General features: G+C 72.4%; 14 protein-coding genes and 1 tRNA gene. 7 read left to right on the forward strand and 8 right to left on the reverse strand.

All coding sequences use genetic code 11. From position 1 onward, the window contains the following. Positions 1-23 precede the first annotated feature (23 nt). Positions 24-2,084 (forward strand): vWA domain-containing protein, encoded by a 2,061-nt coding sequence (locus ACQEU6_RS21475; RefSeq protein WP_499334345.1) that lies wholly within the window; start codon positions 24-26, stop codon positions 2,082-2,084. Between the two features lie 15 nt (positions 2,085-2,099). Here the strand turns inward: ACQEU6_RS21475 and ACQEU6_RS21480 are convergent, their stop codons facing one another. From ACQEU6_RS21480 to ACQEU6_RS21490, 3 genes are all read right to left on the reverse strand, one after another. Further along, positions 2,100-2,654, reverse strand: a complete 555-nt coding sequence (locus ACQEU6_RS21480; protein WP_499334346.1) for a hypothetical protein — start codon at positions 2,652-2,654, stop codon at positions 2,100-2,102. Between the two features lie 205 nt (positions 2,655-2,859). Beyond that, positions 2,860-3,906 carry an alpha/beta hydrolase gene (locus ACQEU6_RS21485; protein WP_499334348.1) on the reverse strand — a complete coding sequence of 349 codons (1,047 nt, stop codon included), beginning with the start codon at positions 3,904-3,906 and terminating at the stop codon, positions 2,860-2,862. A 134-nt stretch (positions 3,907-4,040) separates the two neighbouring features. Continuing rightward, positions 4,041-5,189, reverse strand: a complete 1,149-nt coding sequence (locus ACQEU6_RS21490; RefSeq protein WP_499334350.1) for a cystathionine gamma-synthase — start codon at positions 5,187-5,189, stop codon at positions 4,041-4,043. Positions 5,190-5,344: 155 nt separating this feature from the next. Here ACQEU6_RS21490 and ACQEU6_RS21495 point away from each other — a divergent pair, with 155 nt between their 5' ends. Next, complete coding sequence (locus ACQEU6_RS21495) at positions 5,345-7,504, forward strand: MMPL family transporter (protein WP_499334352.1); 2,160 nt, start codon at positions 5,345-5,347, stop codon at positions 7,502-7,504. Positions 7,505-7,655: 151 nt separating this feature from the next. Here ACQEU6_RS21495 and ACQEU6_RS21500 read toward each other — a convergent pair whose 3' ends face one another. After that, the gene (locus tag ACQEU6_RS21500) at positions 7,656-9,044 is read right to left on the reverse strand and encodes a cystathionine beta-synthase (protein ID WP_499334354.1); all 1,389 of its coding nucleotides are present in this window, start codon (positions 9,042-9,044) and stop codon (positions 7,656-7,658) included. A gap of 186 nt (positions 9,045-9,230) precedes the next feature. Here ACQEU6_RS21500 and ACQEU6_RS21505 point away from each other — a divergent pair, with 186 nt between their 5' ends. The 3 genes from ACQEU6_RS21505 (at position 9,231) to ACQEU6_RS21515 (ending at position 12,238) form a co-directional block, all read left to right on the forward strand. Then, positions 9,231-10,436, forward strand: coding sequence for an SGNH/GDSL hydrolase family protein (locus tag ACQEU6_RS21505; RefSeq protein WP_499334355.1), 1,206 nt, complete (start codon positions 9,231-9,233; stop codon positions 10,434-10,436). A 126-nt stretch (positions 10,437-10,562) separates the two neighbouring features. Beyond that, positions 10,563-11,783 carry an acetyl-CoA C-acetyltransferase gene (locus ACQEU6_RS21510; RefSeq protein WP_499334357.1) on the forward strand — a complete coding sequence of 407 codons (1,221 nt, stop codon included), beginning with the start codon at positions 10,563-10,565 and terminating at the stop codon, positions 11,781-11,783. 227 nt (positions 11,784-12,010) lie between these two features. After that, positions 12,011-12,238 (forward strand): DUF4287 domain-containing protein, encoded by a 228-nt coding sequence (locus tag ACQEU6_RS21515; protein ID WP_179843986.1) that lies wholly within the window; start codon positions 12,011-12,013, stop codon positions 12,236-12,238. A gap of 168 nt (positions 12,239-12,406) precedes the next feature. Here the strand turns inward: ACQEU6_RS21515 and ACQEU6_RS21520 are convergent, their stop codons facing one another. The 3 genes from ACQEU6_RS21520 to ACQEU6_RS21530 all read right to left on the reverse strand — a co-directional run bounded on the left by ACQEU6_RS21520 (position 12,407) and on the right by ACQEU6_RS21530 (position 15,131). Then, positions 12,407-13,198 (reverse strand): Bax inhibitor-1/YccA family protein, encoded by a 792-nt coding sequence (locus ACQEU6_RS21520; protein ID WP_499334359.1) that lies wholly within the window; start codon positions 13,196-13,198, stop codon positions 12,407-12,409. A 397-nt stretch (positions 13,199-13,595) separates the two neighbouring features. Further along, a tRNA-Leu gene (locus tag ACQEU6_RS21525) sits at positions 13,596-13,668 on the reverse strand. 113 nt (positions 13,669-13,781) lie between these two features. Next, a complete protein-coding gene (locus ACQEU6_RS21530; RefSeq protein WP_499334361.1) occupies positions 13,782-15,131 on the reverse strand; it encodes an NAD(P)/FAD-dependent oxidoreductase in 1,350 nt (449 codons plus the stop codon). A 249-nt stretch (positions 15,132-15,380) separates the two neighbouring features. Between ACQEU6_RS21530 and ACQEU6_RS21535 the strand changes: the two genes are divergently transcribed. Then, positions 15,381-16,010: a DUF4232 domain-containing protein gene (locus ACQEU6_RS21535; RefSeq protein WP_499334362.1), complete on the forward strand. Its 630-nt coding sequence runs from the start codon at positions 15,381-15,383 to the stop codon at positions 16,008-16,010. On the opposite strand, the gene ACQEU6_RS21540 is transcribed toward ACQEU6_RS21535, so the two are convergent. After that, the gene (locus tag ACQEU6_RS21540) at positions 16,007-16,828 is read right to left on the reverse strand and encodes a uracil-DNA glycosylase (RefSeq protein ID WP_499334364.1); all 822 of its coding nucleotides are present in this window, start codon (positions 16,826-16,828) and stop codon (positions 16,007-16,009) included. The genes ACQEU6_RS21535 and ACQEU6_RS21540 overlap by 4 nt on opposite strands. A gap of 140 nt (positions 16,829-16,968) precedes the next feature. Between ACQEU6_RS21540 and ACQEU6_RS21545 the strand changes: the two genes are divergently transcribed. Further along, positions 16,969-17,715: a DUF2510 domain-containing protein gene (locus ACQEU6_RS21545; RefSeq protein WP_499334366.1), complete on the forward strand. Its 747-nt coding sequence runs from the start codon at positions 16,969-16,971 to the stop codon at positions 17,713-17,715. The last annotated feature ends 19 nt before the right edge of the window (positions 17,716-17,734 follow it).

Below are 17,734 nucleotides of genomic sequence, written 5' to 3' on the forward strand. Positions count from 1 at the left end.
GCCTCCACGCGCGAGGGGATCCGATGAGCCGATACCGCTACGGCGCCTACGAGGACGGGCCCGACCCGCTCGCGCCGCCCTACGACGTCCGCGACGCGCTGGACGCCGTGGGCGACGCGGTGCTGGACGGCACCCGCCCGAGCGACGCGCTCCGCGAGCTGCTGCGGCGCGGTCTGCCCGGCGCCCAGGGCCGCCGGGGGCTCGACGACATGCTCCGCCAGGTCCGGGAGCGGCGCCGCGCCCTGCGCGACCGGGGCCGCCTCGACGGGACGCTGGAGCAGGCCCGCGCGCTGCTGGACACCGCGATCGGGCAGGAGCGGGCCGAGCTGTTCCCCGATCCGAGCGACGACGCGCGGCTGCGCGAGGCGGAGCTGGACACGCTGCCCGCCGACACCTCGCAGGCGATCCGGCGGCTGTCGGACTACGCGTGGCGCTCCGACGCCGCCCGCCGCACCTTCGAGCAGCTGAAGGACCTGCTGCGCCGCGAGGTCCTCGACGCGCAGTTCCAGGGGATGAAGCAGGCCCTGGAGAACCAGGACCCGGCCGCCATGCAGCGGGTCAAGGACATGATGGCCGAGCTCAACGCGATGCTGGAGCGGGACGCGCGCGGCGAGCACACCCAGGAGGACTTCGACCGGTTCATGGGCGAATACGGGGACATGTTCCCCGACGACCCGCAGAACCTCGACGAGCTGGTCGACGCGCTGGCCCGCCGCGCCGCCGCGATGGACCGGCTCCTCGCCTCGCTCAGCCCCGAGCAGCGCGCCGAGCTGGCCGGGCTCATGGACCAGGCCATGCAGGACGCGGGCCTCGCCATGGAGATGACCCGGCTCGGCGACGCGCTGCGGACCCGCCGCCCCGACCTCGGCTGGGGGCAGCCCGAGCAGATGACCGGCGACGACCCGCTCGGCATGGGCGACGCCACGACCGCCCTGGCGGAGCTCGCCGACCTCAGCGAGCTGGAGGCCGCGCTCGGGCAGGACTACCCGGGCGCGCGGCTCGACGACATCGACGAGGAGGCCGTCCGGCGCGCCCTCGGCCGGCAGGCCGTCGACGACCTCGCCGAGCTGCGCCGCATCGAGGCCGAACTGGAGCGGCAGGGCTACCTGCGGCGCCGGCGCGGCCGGCTGGAGCTGACGCCGAAGGCGGTGCGGCGGCTCGGCGAGACCGCGCTGCGCCGGGTGTTCGCCCAGCTGACGTCCGGGCGGCAGGGCGACCACGACCAGCGGGACGCGGGCCAGGCGGGCGAGCTCACCGGCTCCAGCCGCGAATGGCGGTTCGGCGACGAGCAGCCGCTCGACGTGGTCCGGACGGTGAGCAACGCGATCCGGCGCAGCGCCATGGAGCGCGGGAGCACCGAACGCGCGGGCCTCGTCCCCGCGCCCGCGGAGGCGGCGGTCACCGAGCCCGCGACCGCGTCCGGCGCCGTGACGGCCGGCGGCGACGGCGCGCGGCGCCCGGACGGCGTACGGCTCGGCGTGGACGACTTCGAGGTGCACGAGACCGAGCGCCGCACCGGCGCCGCCGTCTGCCTGCTCGTCGACCTGTCCTACTCGATGGTGCTGCGCGGGACGTGGGCGGCCGCCAAGCAGACCACGCTGGCCCTGCACACGCTCGTGACCAGCAAGTTCCCGCAGGACGCGATCCAGATCATCGGGTTCTCCAACTACGCGCGGGTGCTGCACCCGACGGAGATGGCCGGCCTCGACTGGGACATGGTGCAGGGCACCAACCTGCACCACGCCCTGATGATCGCCGGACGGCACCTGGACCGCCACCCCGACTTCGAGCCGATCGTCCTCGTCGTCACCGACGGCGAACCCACCGCGCACCTGCGGCCCGACGGCCGCTCCCTGTTCGACTACCCGCCGTCCACCGACACGCTCGTGCTCACCCTCGCCGAGGTCGACAAGATGACCCGGCGCGGCGCCTGCATGAACTTCTTCATGCTCGCCGAGGACCGCCGCCTCGTGTCGTTCGTGGAGGAGGTCGCGCGACGCAACGGCGGCCGCGTCTTCGCCCCCGACGCCGACCGACTCGGCGAGTACGTCGTCAGCGACTACCTCCGAGTGAGGCGTGCTTAAGGCATTCTGGCCGGCTCAGCCGTTCCAGACCATCAGGGCGAGGATCACCAGCCAGATCAGCGCGACGACGCCGGACATGGCGGCCAGCCGCCCCCGCTCCACCTGGGCGACCTCGCCGGTGCCGGCCGCCGGTCCCGCGGCGGCGGGGGCCTCGGCCTCCGTCGCGCCGCCCTCGGCCTCCCCGGGCTCCTCCGCCTCCTTGGCCGCGGCGGGACGGACCGGGACCGCCGCGGGCGCCGCCTCGGCCGCCGCGACCTCCAGCAGGTGCACCGCCTTGCGCTGGTCGCGCTCGACGATCAGCAGCAGCACCAGCGCGACGACGAACAGCGTCATCGACACCGTCAGCCACACCTCGGCGAGATCGCCCTTGGCCAGGCCGAGCCCGATCAGGAAGATCCCCAGCGTCCCGATCCCGTAGATCTGGGTGGTCCGGTGGAGATAGCGCACCACCACCACGTCGCGCTTGCGGATGTAGCGGGGCGTGGACATCGTGGCGGCGGTCAGCGGCCCCAGCGTGAAGATCGCGAACCCGATGTGGAGAAGGAGCAGGATGCGGTCCGAAGTCGACATGAGCCGACCTTAGCCCGCGCGCCCCCGCCACTCACCGCAACCACGCGACGACCTCAATGGTCGCGATCGCGTCCGAAGGCAGGTTCGAGCGCAGCGAGACCCTGATCGCGAAGCGAGCCGCCAGGCGAGCCGGAGCGATGCCAGCGATCGCCCGCGGTGCTCGACGATGGAAAGCCGCCAGGCCCGAAGGAGGAGAGCACCGCCATTACGCGCCGCCGTTCAGGCGCTTCTTGAGCCAGGCCAGGATCGTCGGGTAGACGCCCTCGTCGCCCAGCATGTCCGAGGCGTGCATGTCGCCCTCGACGGTCTTGACCGTCGCCGGGACGCCGGCGGCGCGCAGCGCGCTCGCCAGCCCGGTGCTCTGGGTGACCGGGACGAAGTCGCCGGTGGCGTGCATCAGCAGCATCGGGGCGTCGTCCGCGGAGACGTGCGTGACGGTGCTGGCGTCGTCCAGCTTCGTCCAGCAGTCGGGGACGGCGGTCACACCGGGCACGCAGTGGACGAGGTCGACCACGGCCCGCCGCAGCTTGCGCTCGGTGAACGTGGCGTCCGGCTTCGCGCCGTCCTGGAAGGCCAGGAAGGGGTTGTTCGGCGGCGACAGGGCGACCACGCCGCGGACCTGGCGGGTGCCCGTCTTGAGCGTGCCGAGCTGCGTCGCGAGGTGCCCGCCCGCCGACGAGCCCATGACCGCGATGCGGTTCGGGTCGACGCTCCACACCTTGGCGTGCTTCTTGACGAAGTCGAGGGCCGCCAGGGCGTCGTCGCGCTGGGCGGGCCACTGCGCCTTGGGCGCGAGCCGGTAGTTGGCCGACAGGACGACGAAGCCCTCGTCGGTCAGCCGGCGGGCGAAGTACTTCCAGCCGCCGCCCTTGTCGCCCTCCAGCCAGTAGCCGCCGTGCAGGAGCAGCACGGCCGGGCGCGGCGTGGCGCGCGGCCCCGGCTTGCGCCAGTAGGCGTCGATCTTCTGGGCGGGCAGCCTGCCGTAGGCGTAGGTGCGGAACCGCGGGAGCTGCGGCGTCACCATGACCGCCTGCGCGGTGACGGTGCCGTCCGGCTCCCCGTCCGCGCCGGCCGGGCCGCCCTCCGCCGGCGCCGTGGGCGGCGCCGACGGCGACCCGGTGCCGGGCGTCCCGGTCTCCGGCGCGCCGGAGGGGGTCCCCTCCGGCGACTCGGTCGGGACGGACGGGACGGACACGCTCGGCGTCGGCGTCGGCGCCGGCTCGTTCGCGTGGGCTCCCACGGGAACGGTCACGGCGGAGACACACGTCGCGGCGAACGCCGCCCCACAGACCAGTACTTTGCGCACCCCGGGCCCTTTCTTCACGAACCTGGCGCGCCGAGTATAGATGTTTTGATCAAGTTCGGTGGGGAATGGTGTTGCGATTCTCAGCCGAGCGCCTGCTCCAGATCGTGGAGCAGGTCGGCGGCGTCCTCGATGCCGACCGACAGCCGCACCAGGTCGGCAGGCACCTCCAGCGGCGATCCGGCCGCCGAGGCGTGCGTCATCCGCCCCGGGTGCTCGATCAGCGACTCCACGCCGCCGAGCGACTCGCCGAGCGTGAACAGCTTCGTCCGCTCGCACACCCGGACGGCGGCCTCCTCCGACTCCATCCGGAACGAGACCATGCCGCCGAACGCCTTCATCTGCTTGGCGGCGACCTCGTGGCCCGGGTGGTCGGGCAGCCCCGGGTAGAGGACCTGCCGGACGGACGGGTGCCGGGTCAGCAGGTCCACGACCCGCTCCGCGTTCGCGCAGTGCCGGTCCATCCGCACGCCGAGCGTCTTGATCCCGCGCAGGGTGAGCCAGGCGTCGAACGGGCCCGCGACGGCGCCCATCGCGTTCTGGTGGAACGCCAGCCGCTCCCCGAGACCGGCGTCGGCGGCGACCAGCGCGCCCCCGACCACGTCGGAGTGCCCGCCGATGTACTTGGTGGTGGAGTGGACGACGACGTCCGCGCCGAGTTCCAGCGGCCGCTGGAGGTAGGGCGAGGCGAAGGTGTTGTCGACGACCAGCAGCGCCCCCGCGTCCCGGGCGACGGCGGCCAGCGCCGCGATGTCGGCGATGCCGAGCAGCGGGTTGGTGGGCGTCTCCACCCAGATGATCTTCGTTTCGGGTTGCACCGCCGCCCGCACCGCGGCGATGTCGCCGAGCGGCACCGGGTCGAACTCGACGCCCCACGGCTGGGCGACCTTCGCGAACAACCGGTACGTCCCGCCGTAGGCGTCGTTCGGGACGATCACGTGGGAACCGGGCCTGCAGACCGTGCGCAGCAGCGCGTCCTCGGCGGCGAGCCCGGAGGCGAACGCCAGCCCGCGCGCGCCGCCCTCCGTCTCGGCGAGGCATACCTCCAGCGCGGTACGCGTCGGATTGGCCGACCGGGAGTACTCGTAGCCGCCGCGCAGCCCCCCGATGCCGTCCTGCTTGTACGTCGAGACCTGGTAGATCGGCGGGACGACCGCGCCGGTGGCGGGGTCGGGCTCCTGCCCGGCGTGGATGGCCAGGGTCTCGAACCCCCGGTGAACCTCGTTGTCCATGGGTACGAGGCTATCCGCCCCTCGCCCCTCCTAGAGGAGGAGAGGCTCCCCCGGAGGTATCACCCCGTATTTCGGCGCTGCGGGTGACCCCTGCGCGGTGTCCGGTCTCTACTGTTTTACGGGTATCCCTACGACTGTGAATTAAGGAAGCCCCCATGTTCGCTCGGCTCGCGCGCTTCGTCGTGAGACACCCGTGGTGGACGATCGTGGCCTGGCTCGTGGCCGCGGTGCTCATCATCGCCCTCTCCCCCAAGCTCACCACCGAGTCCGACCAGGGCGACTTCCTGCCCTCGAAGTACGAGTCGGTGCAGGCGCTCCAGATCGCCGAGAAGGCCTTCCCCCAGCAGGAGGACACCTCCTCGCTGATCGTGGTGAAGCGCTCCGACGGCCAGGCGCTGACGGCGCAGGACACCGCCAAGGTGAACGAGGCGGCCAAGTCCCTCAACGCCAAGAAGCCGCCGACGGTCCTCGGCTTCGCGACCGGCCCGCAGGCCGTGGCGCCCAACAAGGCCGTCCAGGTGATCATGGTGCCGATGAAGGGCACCTCGATGGCCGACAGCGAGAAGCAGGGCGACGCGGTCAAGCAGATCCGCAAGGACCTGCCGACCCTGCTGAAGGGCAGCGGGATGGAGGCCAAGGTCGGCGGTGACGTCGCCGGCTTCGTCGACAACGAGGACTCCTTCAACCAGTCCTTCGAGATCGTCGGCATCGCCACCTTCGTGCTGATCATCGGCCTGATCCTGCTGATCTTCCGGGCCCCGCTGGCGGCGATCCTGCCGATCGTCGTCATCACCGTGACCATGCAGGTCGCGATGGGCCTGATCGGCACCGCCTCGAAGATCTTCGGGTTCTCCGGCGACGACAGCCTCAGCACCATCATCCTGATCGTGCTCTTCGGCATCGGCGCCGACTACTACCTGTTCCTGATGTTCCGGTTCCGCGAGCGGCTGCGGGCCGGCGACGACAAGAAGACCGCGATGATCACCGCGGTGGAGCGGGTCGGCGAGGTCATCTCCTCGGCCGCCGCCGCCATCGCCGTGACGTTCCTGGTCCTGCTGCTCGCGACGTTCGGCGTCTTCAGCGCCTGGGGCCCGTCCCTGGCCATCGCCGTCGTCGTCATGGGCATCACCTCGCTGACGCTGTTCCCCGCGCTCGTCTCGCTGCTCGGCACCGCCGTCTTCTGGCCGTCCAAGGCGTGGAAGAAGCAGCCGAAGAGCCGGTTCTCCACGGCCATCGGCCGCGGCGTCGGCAAGCGCCCGGCGGTCGCCGCCGCGGCGTCCGGGCTCGTCCTGGTCGTGCTGGCGCTCGGCACCCTCGGGTTCAAGGCCGACTACGACTTCGCGGCCGGCTTCCCGCAGGACACCGAGTCCGCCCAGGCGACCAAGGACATGGAGAAGGGCTTCCCGCCCGGCCTGACCACCCCGGTCCAGGTCTTCATCAAGAGCCAGAACGGGCAGCCGGTCACCCAGCAGCAGCTCCAGGCGTTCAGCAAGGCCGCCGAGGGCGCGCCCGGCGTCGGCAAGGTCCAGGAGCCGGTCCCCGGCTCCGACAAGACCGTGGCCCGGGTCGACCTGGTGCTGAAGGTCAACCCCGCGTCCAACAAGGCGATCAGCCTGGTCAAGGACGACCTGGCGCCCGCCGTGCACCAGGCGGCGCCGGAGGGCACCCGCGCCTACGTCGGCGGACCGACGGCGATCTTCTCCGACATCAACACGGTCAACAACCGCGACCTGTCGGTGATCCTTCCGGTCGCCGCGGTGCTGATCGCGCTGATCCTGGCGCTGCTGCTGAGGTCGGTGGTCGCGCCGCTGTACCTGGTGGTGGCCGTCCTGCTCGGCTTCGCCGCGACGCTCGGCTCCGCCGTGTACGTCTTCCAGGGCGCGATGGGCGAGGCGGGCGTCACCTTCCAGCTGCCGATCGTCCTCTACCTGTTCGTGCTGGCCATCGGGACCGACTACAACATCCTGATGACGGCGCGGCTGCGCGAGGAGGCCAAGGAGGGCCACGAGCCGAAGCAGGCGGCGGCCCTGGCCGTCCAGCACGGCGGCCCGACGGTCGCCGCGGCGGGCCTCATCCTGGCCGGCACGTTCTCGGTGATGATGCTCGCGCCGGTGTCGATGCTCCAGCAGATGGGCTTCTCGGTGGCGATCGGCATCGCGCTGTCGGCCTTCGTGATGTCCACCTTCCTGGTGCCGGGCCTCACCGCGATGCTGGGCCACAAGGCCTGGTGGCCGGGCCACGGCGACGAGCCGAAGAAGCAGCTCCGGCCGAACGACACGCGGGAGGACTTCGCCCCGTCCGGGCACCGCGGCTAGCCGCGGCGCCCCCGAGACGTCGGGTTGCGGGGGCCGGCCCATAACGCCGCCCACCGGCCGGGCCCCGCAACCCGACACCTGAACGGACGAGCGCCTGGAGATCATCGATCTCCAGGCGCTCGTCCGTTCTCCGCGCGTCTCCCGCCCCGGGTCAGCCGGTGGCGTCGGACAGGAAGGCCAGCAGGTCCTGCCGGGTGATGAGGCCCTTGGGCTTGCCGTCCACGAGCACGACGGCGGCGCCGGACTTCTCCAGGACGCCGACGGCCTTGCTGACCGGCTCGCCGGAGCCGAGCGTCGGCAGCGGCGCCGCCATGTGCGCCTCGACCGGCTCGGTCATCTTGGCCTGGCCCTTCACCATGATGTCGAGCAGGTCGGTCTCCCCGACCGAGCCGACCACCTCGGCCGCCATGACCGGCGGCTCCTCCTTCATCACCGGCAGCTGCGACACCTCGTACTCGCGCATGATGGCGATCGCGGTCTGCACGGTCTCGTGCGGGTGGACGTGGACGAACTCCGGCAGCGTGCCGCCCTTGCGGGTGAGCACCTCACCGACCCGCGCCTCCTCGGTGGAGGGGGTGAGGAAGCCGTAGTCCGCCATCCAGCTGTCGTTGAAGATCTTTCCGAGGTAGCCCCGGCCGCCGTCGGGCAGCAGCACCACGATCACCGCGTCCGGGTCGGCGCGCTCGGCCACGCGCAGCGCGGCGACGACGGCCATCCCGCAGGACCCGCCCACGAGCAGCGCCTCCTCGCGGGCGAGGCGGCGGGTCATGGTGAAGGAGTCCTTGTCGGACACCGCGATGACCTCGTCGCAGATGTCGCGGTCGTAGGTCTCGGGCCAGATGTCCTCGCCGACGCCCTCGGTGAGGTAGGGGCGGCCGCTGCCGCCGGAGTAGACCGAGCCCTCCGGGTCGGCCCCGACGATCCGGACCCGCCCGCCGGAGGCCTCCTTGAGGTACCGGCCGACGCCGCTGATCGTGCCGCCGGTGCCGATGCCCGCGACGAAGTGCGTGATGCGGCCCTCCGTCTGCTCCCACAGCTCCGGCCCCGTCGTCTCGTAGTGCGACCGGGGGTTCTGCGGGTTGGTGTACTGGTCCGGCTTCCACGCGTCCGGGATCTCGGTGACGAGGCGGTCCGACACCGAGTAGTAGGAGTCGGGGTGCTCGGGGTTCACCGCGGTCGGGCAGACGACGACCTCGGCGCCGTAGGCGCGCAGCACGTCGATCTTGTCCTTGCCGACCTTGTCGGGGCAGACGAAGACGCAGCGGTAGCCGCGCTCCTGCGCGACGATGGCGAGCCCGACCCCGGTGTTGCCGGACGTCGGCTCGACGATCGTCCCGCCGGGGCGCAGCGCGCCGGACTTCTCGGCGGCGTCGATCATGCGGACCGCGATGCGGTCCTTCACCGACCCCCCGGGGTTGAAGTACTCCACCTTGGCGAACACCTGCGGCCCGCGGCCGCCGCCCACGCCGGCGGTCACCTTGCGCAGTCGGACGAGCGGGGTGTTGCCCATCAGTTCGACGAGCGAGTCGTGTACGTGCACCGCGACATCCTTGTCGTTCAGTGTGTTGATCTTAATGTTGCGTCCCTGTTCCGCCGCCGGTCACGTGCGGAAACCGGCGCGGGGACCGGAAGGTTTCCCGCTCCCGACGGTAGCCGAGATCGGCCACCGCAGGTATCGCGACCCTTTCGCGCGGGTAGGAAGTTATTCACGGAGGGTCAGCGCAGCATGTGGAGAGCATTCACCGCGCGGCGCATCGCGGCCGCCGCGGCCTACGGCGGTGGAGGCATCACCGCGCTCGGCGGCATCACGTTCGGCCTGCTGCTGATGCAGGCCAGGCTCGCCCGCAGGACCATCCTCGCACGCCCGAACGGCGATCCGCCGGTCGCCGACGGGCTGTACGGCGCGACGCGCGGCGGCGAACCGCTCTCACTGGTCATGCTGGGAGACTCCACCGCCGCCGGGCTCGGCGTGCGCACCTCGCCGGAGACACCCGCCGCGCTGCTGGCGACCGGGCTGTCAGCGATCGCGGAACGCCCCGTCCGGCTGACGAACGTGGCCCGCTCGGGCTCCCGCTCGCAGGCGCTCGGCGGCCAGGTCGACCAGGCCCTGCAAGCCCGTCCCGACGTCGCCGTCATCATGATCGGCGCCAACGACGTGACGGGGCGGGTCCCGGCCGCCGAGTCCGTCCGCCACCTCGCCGGCGCGGTGGAGCGGCTGCGCGCCGCCGGCGGCGAGGTCGTCGTCGGCACCTGCCCCGACCTCGGCTCCGTCAAGTCGCTGATGCCGCCGCTGCGCTGGTTCGCGCGCCGGGCGAGCCGGCAGCTCGCCGCCGCCCAGACGATCGCCGTCGTGGAGCGCGGCGGCCGGTCGGTGTCGCTCGGCGATCTGATCGGCCACGAGTTCGCCGCCGACCCGCTCGCGATGTTCAGCGAGGACCGCTACCACCCGTCCGCCCGCGGCTACGCCTCCGCGTCGGCCGCCGTGCTGCCGTCGATGGCGTCCGCGCTGGGCCTCGGCCACGACCTGTCCGGCCACCTGACCGCGGACGTCCTGCCCGTCTACCTCGCCGCCGCCGAGGCCGCCGAGCGGGCCGGCACGGAGGTCAGCGGCGCGACGGTCGCCGGTCGCGACCGCGGCCCCCGGGGCCGCTGGGCCACCCTGCGGTACCCGCTGCGCCGCCCGGCGCTGCGCCTGCCGCGGCGCCACGCGGCCGGCCGTCTCCAGCGCGAGGACGTCGCCGCCGCCGCGGAACCGGGGCCCGCCCGGTCACCGGTGGCGGGCCCCGGCCGTCCGGGGCACCGGCCGGGCCTCCTCCCGCGCTGGCGGTGGCCTGACCGGTGGCGGCGGTCCCACTCTCCGGTGCCCGGCGTCCCGGGCACATGGGGCGGCGGTCACCAGGACGCCGGGACCGCGCCCAGATGGGCGCGGTGAGCCCGCACTTATTGGACGCGTCGTCCATCAAGCCCGGGGGGCGGCGTGTACGCCGCCGGGGACCAGCGGCTAGATTGCTGGTGACCGGTGAGTAACACCGTTGGCCGCTGAGAAGGAGACCCGCACATGCCCGAGGCAGTCATCGTCGCAACCGCGCGCTCGCCGATCGGGCGCGCCTTCAAGGGGTCGCTCAAGGACATCCGGCCCGACGACCTCACCGCCCAGATGGTCACGGCCGCGATGGCGAAGGTGCCGCAGCTGGACCCGAGCCAGATCGACGACCTGCTCCTCGGCTGCGGCCTGCCCGGCGGCGAGCAGGGCTACAACATGGGGCGCGTGGTGTCGGTCCTGCTGGGCTGGGACAACGTGCCCGGCGCCACCATCACCCGGTACTGCTCCTCCTCGCTCCAGACGACGCGGATGGCGCTGCACGCGATCCGCGCCGGCGAGGCCGACGTCATCGTCTCGGCGGGCGTCGAGACCGTCAGCCGGTTCGCCAAGGGCAGCAGCGACGGCCTGCCCGACACGCAGAACCCGCTGTTCGCCGACGCCCAGGGCCGCACCGCCAAGGCCGGCGAGGGCGGTGCCTCCGTGTGGCACGACCCCCGCGAGGACGGCGCGCTGCCCGACGTCTACATCGCGATGGGCCAGACCGCCGAGAACGTCGCCGCCCTGCGCGGCGTGTCCCGCCGGGCGCAGGACGAGTTCGGCGTCCGCTCGCAGAACCTCGCCGAGAAGGCCCTCGCCAACGGGTTCTGGGAGAAGGACATCACGCCGGTGACGCTGCCGGACGGCTCCGTCGCGGCCAAGGACGACGGCCCCCGTCCCGGCACCACCTACGAGAAGGTGTCGCAACTCCAGCCGGTGTTCCGCCCGGACGGGACGGTCACCGCCGGCAACTGCTGCCCGCTGAACGACGGCGCCGCCGCGGTCGTGGTCATGAGCGACACCAAGGCCGCCGAACTCGGCATCACCCCGCTGGCCCGCATCGTGTCGACCGGCGTCACCGGCCTGTCCCCCGAGATCATGGGCCTCGGCCCGGTGGAGGCGTCCCGCAGGGCCCTCGCCAAGGCGGGGATGACGATCGACGACATCGACCTCGTCGAGATCAACGAGGCGTTCGCGGCGCAGGTGCTGCCGTCCGCCGAGGAACTCGGCATCGACATCGACAAGCTGAACGTCAACGGCGGCGCGATCGCGGTCGGCCACCCCTTCGGCATGACCGGCGCCCGCATCACCTCCACGCTCCTCAACGGCCTCCGGTTCCACGACAAGCAGTTCGGTCTGGAGACGATGTGCGTGGGCGGCGGCCAGGGCATGGCCATGGTCCTGGAGCGCCTCTCCTAAAGGTAAGCCCGGTCTTACCTGAGGAAACGGAACCCAGACCGGCGCATGGTGGCCCGCACGGAACCGCCCGCAGGCGGCTTCATGCGGGCCACCTGCGCGTTTCCGGGGATCATCCCCGTTACAGATGATCTACGTAACGCAAAAGATAGGTCCCCGTTAGGGGGTTGTCACATGCGGAGAGGTGTTGCAGAGTCGGCAGGAAGAGCCCCGCGACCTGGAGGTGCCAATTGTCACTGAACCACTCGCCGGAGACCCACAGCAAGCTGATAGCCCGCATCCCGCAAGTCACCGGACGTGATATCCCCGAGTGGTTCACCACCATCGAGAACGGGCCCTCGTTCACGCGCTGCGAGGAACGCAGCACCTGGCTGGCCGAGGAGCACAACCTCTCCCACGGCTACGCCGCGGCCCTGGTCCGCGAGCACGAGCGCACGCGCCGCGCCCGCCACTACTGAGCACGCGCCTCCTCCGGGAGGGCGCGCCGATCGAACTTCACAACGTTGCGGGTTCCCGCCAGAGGATGCCCCCGCCGTCGTGCCGCTGCGCGCCACGACCCTGGCGCAGAGATCCCGCACAGATCAGCCCCACGCCGTCCGGCGCGGGGCTGATCATCGCGTGGGCCGCTAGTCGCGCCCGGAGAAGTAGCTGAGCAGCCGCAGGATCTCCAGGTAGATCCACACCAGGCTCAGCACGAGCCCGAACGCGCAGTACCAGGCGAACTTCTCGGGCGCGCCCGTCCGGACGCCGGTCTCGACGGCGTCGAAGTCGAGCAGCAGGAAGAAGCAGCCGACGAGGATCGCGGCGACGCTGAAGACGTAGGCGAGCGGGCTGCCGGGGTCGCGGATCCCGATGCCGTGGTCGCCGCCGAACAGGTTCACCACCAGGTTGACGATCATCAACCCGATCAGCGCGAGCCCGGCGGCCATGACGAACCGGGCGAACTTGGGCGTGACCCGGACGATGCGCAGCGCGTAGACGGCGAGGGTGGCGCCGAACGCCAGCGCCGTCCCGACGACCGCCTGGAAGACCACCCCGTGGTAGATGTCGTTGTAGGAGTGGCTGACGAGGCCGACGACGACGCCGTAGACGGCGGCGAACGCCAGCACCGTCGCCGCGTTCGCCTTGCGGCCGAACGCGATGAACGCCCAGATGCCGATCTCGGCGATGAGCGCCACGACCAGGACGGGCGCGGCGAGCGAGGTGGGCACGAGCACCCACGCCAGCGCCGCCGTGACCATCAGCGTCACGAGCGTCAGGAACCCGCGGACGACGACGTCGTCCATGGTCATCGGCCTGGTGGCGGCCGGCGCGTACCCGGGTGCGGCGTAGGCGGCCCCTCCGTAGGGCTGAGCGCCGTACCCACCGGCCCGCTGGTCGAAGGCGTTCCCCCGGAACGCGGGGTTTCTGCTCTCCATCAGGTCTCCACTTCGGCCGACGTGACCCACCAGTGTAAGCCGCGCTCCCCCCACTTGATCAGCCCAGAACCCACCCCTTTACCCACCACCCCCAAGGCGAAGACGAAGCCGAGCCCCACGGGAACGCCCCGGCCCCGCCTTGGAACGACGGCGAAGCCGAGCCCCGCGGGAACGCCCCGTCGCTCCCCGAACAAGGGAAGCCGGGTCCGCGTGTCCGCTCGGAGCGGCTGCCGGGCGACGGCGAAGCCGGACGCCGGAGAGGGCGCCCGGCCTCAGCCGTCGGAAAGGCGAGGGCGAAGCCCGAGCATCGGGGTTTCCAGGGGGTCGCCCCCCTGGGCAGACACGGCGAGCCCCCGGCGAAGCCGATCAAAGATCGGCGAGCAGGGTCGATCGCACGTGCCCCTGGTCGGACTCGAACCGACACACCGGCTCTTTTAGGGAGCCTGCCTCTGCCGTTGGGCTACAGGGGCGGCGTCATCATATCGAGTCAGTGGTTGTCACCGCCGCTCTCAGGGGCCGTGATTGGGGAGCTCCTGCGGCCGGAGTCGGCCAGTGGAACGGTCCGGCCAGTCAAGCGCACCTGTCAGATGTCGTGCTGGCGGCCGGCGGCGAGCTCGAACTCCTGGCGGGGCCATTCGAGTTCCCCCAGCGAAACGATCTCGCGGCGGAAGAACGCGGAGAGCGTCCAGTCCATGGTGATGCGGAACTTGCGGTTGACGGTCGGCATGCGCGACAGATGGTAGGTGCGGTGCATGAACCACGCGGGGAGGCCGCGGAGCTTGAGCCCGTAGACGTTGGCGACGCCCTTGTGCAGGCCGAGGCCGGCGACCGAGCCGACGTAGGCGTGCACGTACGGTTTGCGGGGTTTGCCGTGCAGGTCCGCCACGACGTTGTCGGCGAGTCGCCTGGCCTGCCGGACGGCGTGCTGGGCGTTGGGCGCGGTGAAGTCCCCGGTGTCGGTGAGGTCGGGGACGGCGGCGTTGTCGCCGGCGGCGTAGACGCCGTCGACCCCCTCGACGGTGAGTTCGGCGGTGGTCCTGATGCGGCTCTTGTCGTCCAGGGGGAGGTCGCTCTCCCTGACGACGGGGTGGGGTTTCACACCGGCCGTCCAGACGAGGGTGCCGGCCTCGAAGTCCTCGCCGTCGCTCAGCACGACGCGCCGCCTCTCGGCCGACTTCAGCAGCGTGTTCATCTTGATCTCGATGCCGCGGCGGCGCAGGGCCTCGGCGGTCCAGCGGCCCATCTCGGGGCCCACCTCGGGGAGGATGCGGTCGGTGGCCTCGACCATCATCCAGCGCATCTCCTTCGGGTCGATGTTCGGGTACCACTTGCAGGCGTCGCGGGCCATGTCCTCCAGCTCGGCCATGGCCTCGACGCCGGCGAACCCGGCGCCGACGAACACGAAGGTGAGGGCGCGCCTGCGGACGGTCTCGTTGTCCGGGTTCGACGCGGCGATGTCGAGCTGGTGCAGCACGTGGTTGCGAAGGAAGATCGCCTCTTCGACGGTCTTGAAACCGATCCCGCTCTCGGCGAGGCCCGGGATGGGCAGGGTCCGCGAGATGGAGCCGAGGCTGACCACGAGCATGTCGTACTCCACGTCCCGCTCCGGCACGCCGGCGGTGTGCGCCCCGGCGGGCCGGATGGTGACCCGCCGGGAGGCGTTGTCGATCCGCGTCACGAAGCCGTTCACGATGCGGCAGCGGTTCAGGACCTTGCGCAGCGGCGCGACGACGTGGCGGGGCTCCAGGTTCCCCGCGGCCGCCTCCGGCAGGAAGGGCTGGTAGGTCATGTAGGACTGCGGGTCGATGACGGTGACGGCGACCTCGCCGCGACGCAGTTCGCCGCGCAGCCTCTTCTGCAGGCGCAGGGCCGTGTACATGCCGACATATCCGCCGCCGACGATCACGATCTGTTTCGTGCGCTGGATGGGCATATCCGGAGCGATACCCGGTTCTGCCGCGGGCTCACGTCTCGGCAGGAGTCGCGAACTTCCTCGGCGCGTCCGACATCTCATCCGATGTACCGCCAGAAGGGAGACTGCGAGGTCAGGGCCTGACGGGGGCGCCAAGCGGTCGCGGGCGGCGGATCGGTGCAGGGGCCGGTCCGCCGCGCCACGGCCGCTTGGCCACGGCCCTGCCTCGCAGTCGAACTCTTTGTGGAGACGGCTCTCATGGGGGAAGCGATGCCGCGAATCATCTGGGGCACCATCGCCGTCGCGGCCTTCACCGCTCTCGCGGGTTGCGGCGGGGGCACGTCGAACGCCGGACGGGCATCGTCCGAAGGGGACGGCCCGGCGTCCACGCCGTCCATGGGGACGAGCTCCGACGCGCCGGGCCGGGCGTCCGACGGCGGGGGGACGCCCACCGTCGGGCACGGGAACGGGAGCGGCGTGCAGGAGCCGCGCTGCACCACGGGGATGCTCACCGCGGCTCTCAGCGGTCCGGACGCGGGCGCGGGCAACCGCTACCTGACGCTCACGCTGACCAACAAGTCCGGGAAGCACTGCTGGACCGGCGGCTGGACCGGGCTCCAGCTCGCCGGCGCCGCCGGGAGCGTCCCCACCGAGGTCTTCCGCGAGGGGACGCCGAAGACGATCGTGATCCCCAACGGCGGCCGCGCCTACGAGCGGCTGCACTGGGCGGTCGTCCCCGCCGACGACGAGACGGGCGGGACCTGCGAGCCCGTGGCGACGGCCCTGAGGGTGATCCCGCCGAACCAGACCGGGGCCCTGACCGCCGGGTGGAGCTACGGGCCGGTCTGCCGGCAGGGCAGGATCCGGCTGACGCCCCTCGCGACGGCCCCTCCCGCCTAGTGGAAGTCGCGGGCGCGGACGAAGACCGCGTCCAGCATGTCCTCGGTGACCCGGCCGGTGAAGGTGTTCTGCTGGCTCGGGTGGTAGCACCCCAGCAGCAGGACGGGGTCGCGCCGGGCCGCCGAGGGCGGTGGCGACAGCTCGACCTCGGCGCCGTGGCCGAACTTGGGCCGGGGGCGCGGCACCGCGTACCCGGCCTGCTTCAGCGCGGGCCACACGCCCTGCCAGGCGAACCCGCCGAGGCACACCACGCAGCGGACGGTCGCGGCGACCTGCTCGACCTCGCGCGCGAGCCACGGCAGGCATGTCGTCCGCTCCAGCGGCGTCGGCTTGTTGTCGGGCGGGGCGCACCGGACGGTCGCCGCCATCCGCGCGCCGATCAGCCGCTGCCCGTCGCCCGCGCGGACGCTGGTCGGCCGGGCCGCGAGCCCGACCCGGTGCAGGGACGCGAACAGCCAGTCGCCCGAGCGGTCGCCGGTGAAGATCCGGCCGGTGCGGTTGCCGCCGTGCGCGGCCGGGGCCAGCCCGACGATCAGGATGCGCGGCCGCTCGTCGCCCCATCCGGCGACGGGGCGGCCCCAGTACCGCTCGTCCGCGAACGCCCGGCGGCGCTGGACGGCGACCTGCTCCCGCCATTCCACGAGCCGGTCGCAGGCGCGGCACACCGACTGGCGGGCGCACAGCTCGCGCAGGTCCGGGGCTTCCGCGGCCAGCTCGGCGACGTCGCCGGCGCCGCGCGCGACGGGGGTCGCGGGGGCGGCGGGGTCTTCCGGCCACCCTGACCCGGGCGGCACGAACGGAGGGTTGGCGGGCGGCATACCACCGATCGTCCCACGCCACGGCCGTTGGCCGGGTTCCGCCCATGGCCGGTGGGAGACGGGTCCGGTCGGTACGATGCGTTCGCCGGTCGGGGAGGCGGGTGTCTCGGCACGCGCGTTGTGCGAAGCGGGAGGCAGGAGTGTCGCAACCGGGCTGGTACCCCGACCCCTACGGCACGGGCAGCCTGCGCTGGTGGGACGGGCAGAACTGGAGCGAGCGGCTGAACCCCGAGCCCGACCGGCCGCCCCGGCTCCCGCGCCCGCAGCAGAAGCGGGACACCGCGGCCCCGGGCGGGACGCACCACCCGGCTCCGCACGCGCCGACCTGGGACCCCGTCCCGTCCGTCCCGTCCCTGGACGTGAACCTTCGCGGCCTGCGCCTGCACGCCGGCGACCAGGGTGTCGCCTACGGGGACGCCTCGCTCGCCTGGGCTCATGTGGAGTGGGTGGCGTACTGGGCGGCGGAGCACCCGGCCGACCGCGGCCGGGGGACCCAGTGGGTCTTCCAGGTGGGGCGGTACCCGTTCCGCGGCGGCCCCCGCGTGGAGGTGGTGATCGAGCCGGGGCCGGACGGCGAGCCCGAGCGCGTCTGGGGGCGGCTGATCCAGCTGTGCCAGGAGCACGCGGAGCCGCGGCTCGTCGAGGAGCTGGCCGTCCGCGTCCGCGCGGGCGAGTCGGTCGACGTGGCGCAGGGGCTGACCGTCCATCCGGGCGGCGTGCGCGGCGACCGGGTGTCGCTGAGCTGGTCGTCGATCTCCGCCGCGACCGTCGACCGGGGCCGGGTCTGGATCCAGCAGGCCGGCGGCACCGCGCCGATCCTCTACGTCCCGCAGCAGAACCCGAACGCGGTACTGATCCCCGCACTGCTGACCCGGCTCAGGTACTGAGGCCGAGCCTGTCTCGGGT

Source organism: Spirillospora sp. CA-108201, assembly GCF_050936235.1.
Taxonomy (GTDB): domain Bacteria; phylum Actinomycetota; class Actinomycetes; order Streptosporangiales; family Streptosporangiaceae; genus Spirillospora.

Bases quoted from the DNA above. Each gene is read 5' to 3' on its own strand.
- ACQEU6_RS21540 (WP_499334364.1), bottom strand. From the start codon at position 16,828: ATGCCGCCCGCCAACCCTCCGTTCGTGCCGCCCGGGTCAGGGTGGCCG.
- ACQEU6_RS21520 (WP_499334359.1), bottom strand. From the start codon at position 13,198: ATGGAGAGCAGAAACCCCGCGTTCCGGGGGAACGCCTTCGACCAGCGG.
- ACQEU6_RS21475 (WP_499334345.1), top strand. From the start codon at position 24: ATGAGCCGATACCGCTACGGCGCCTACGAGGACGGGCCCGACCCGCTC.
- ACQEU6_RS21490 (WP_499334350.1), bottom strand. From the start codon at position 5,189: ATGGACAACGAGGTTCACCGGGGGTTCGAGACCCTGGCCATCCACGCC.
- ACQEU6_RS21535 (WP_499334362.1), top strand. From the start codon at position 15,381: ATGCCGCGAATCATCTGGGGCACCATCGCCGTCGCGGCCTTCACCGCT.
- ACQEU6_RS21505 (WP_499334355.1), top strand. From the start codon at position 9,231: ATGTGGAGAGCATTCACCGCGCGGCGCATCGCGGCCGCCGCGGCCTAC.
- ACQEU6_RS21510 (WP_499334357.1), top strand. From the start codon at position 10,563: ATGCCCGAGGCAGTCATCGTCGCAACCGCGCGCTCGCCGATCGGGCGC.
- ACQEU6_RS21480 (WP_499334346.1), bottom strand. From the start codon at position 2,654: ATGTCGACTTCGGACCGCATCCTGCTCCTTCTCCACATCGGGTTCGCG.
- ACQEU6_RS21530 (WP_499334361.1), bottom strand. From the start codon at position 15,131: ATGCCCATCCAGCGCACGAAACAGATCGTGATCGTCGGCGGCGGATAT.
- ACQEU6_RS21495 (WP_499334352.1), top strand. From the start codon at position 5,345: ATGTTCGCTCGGCTCGCGCGCTTCGTCGTGAGACACCCGTGGTGGACG.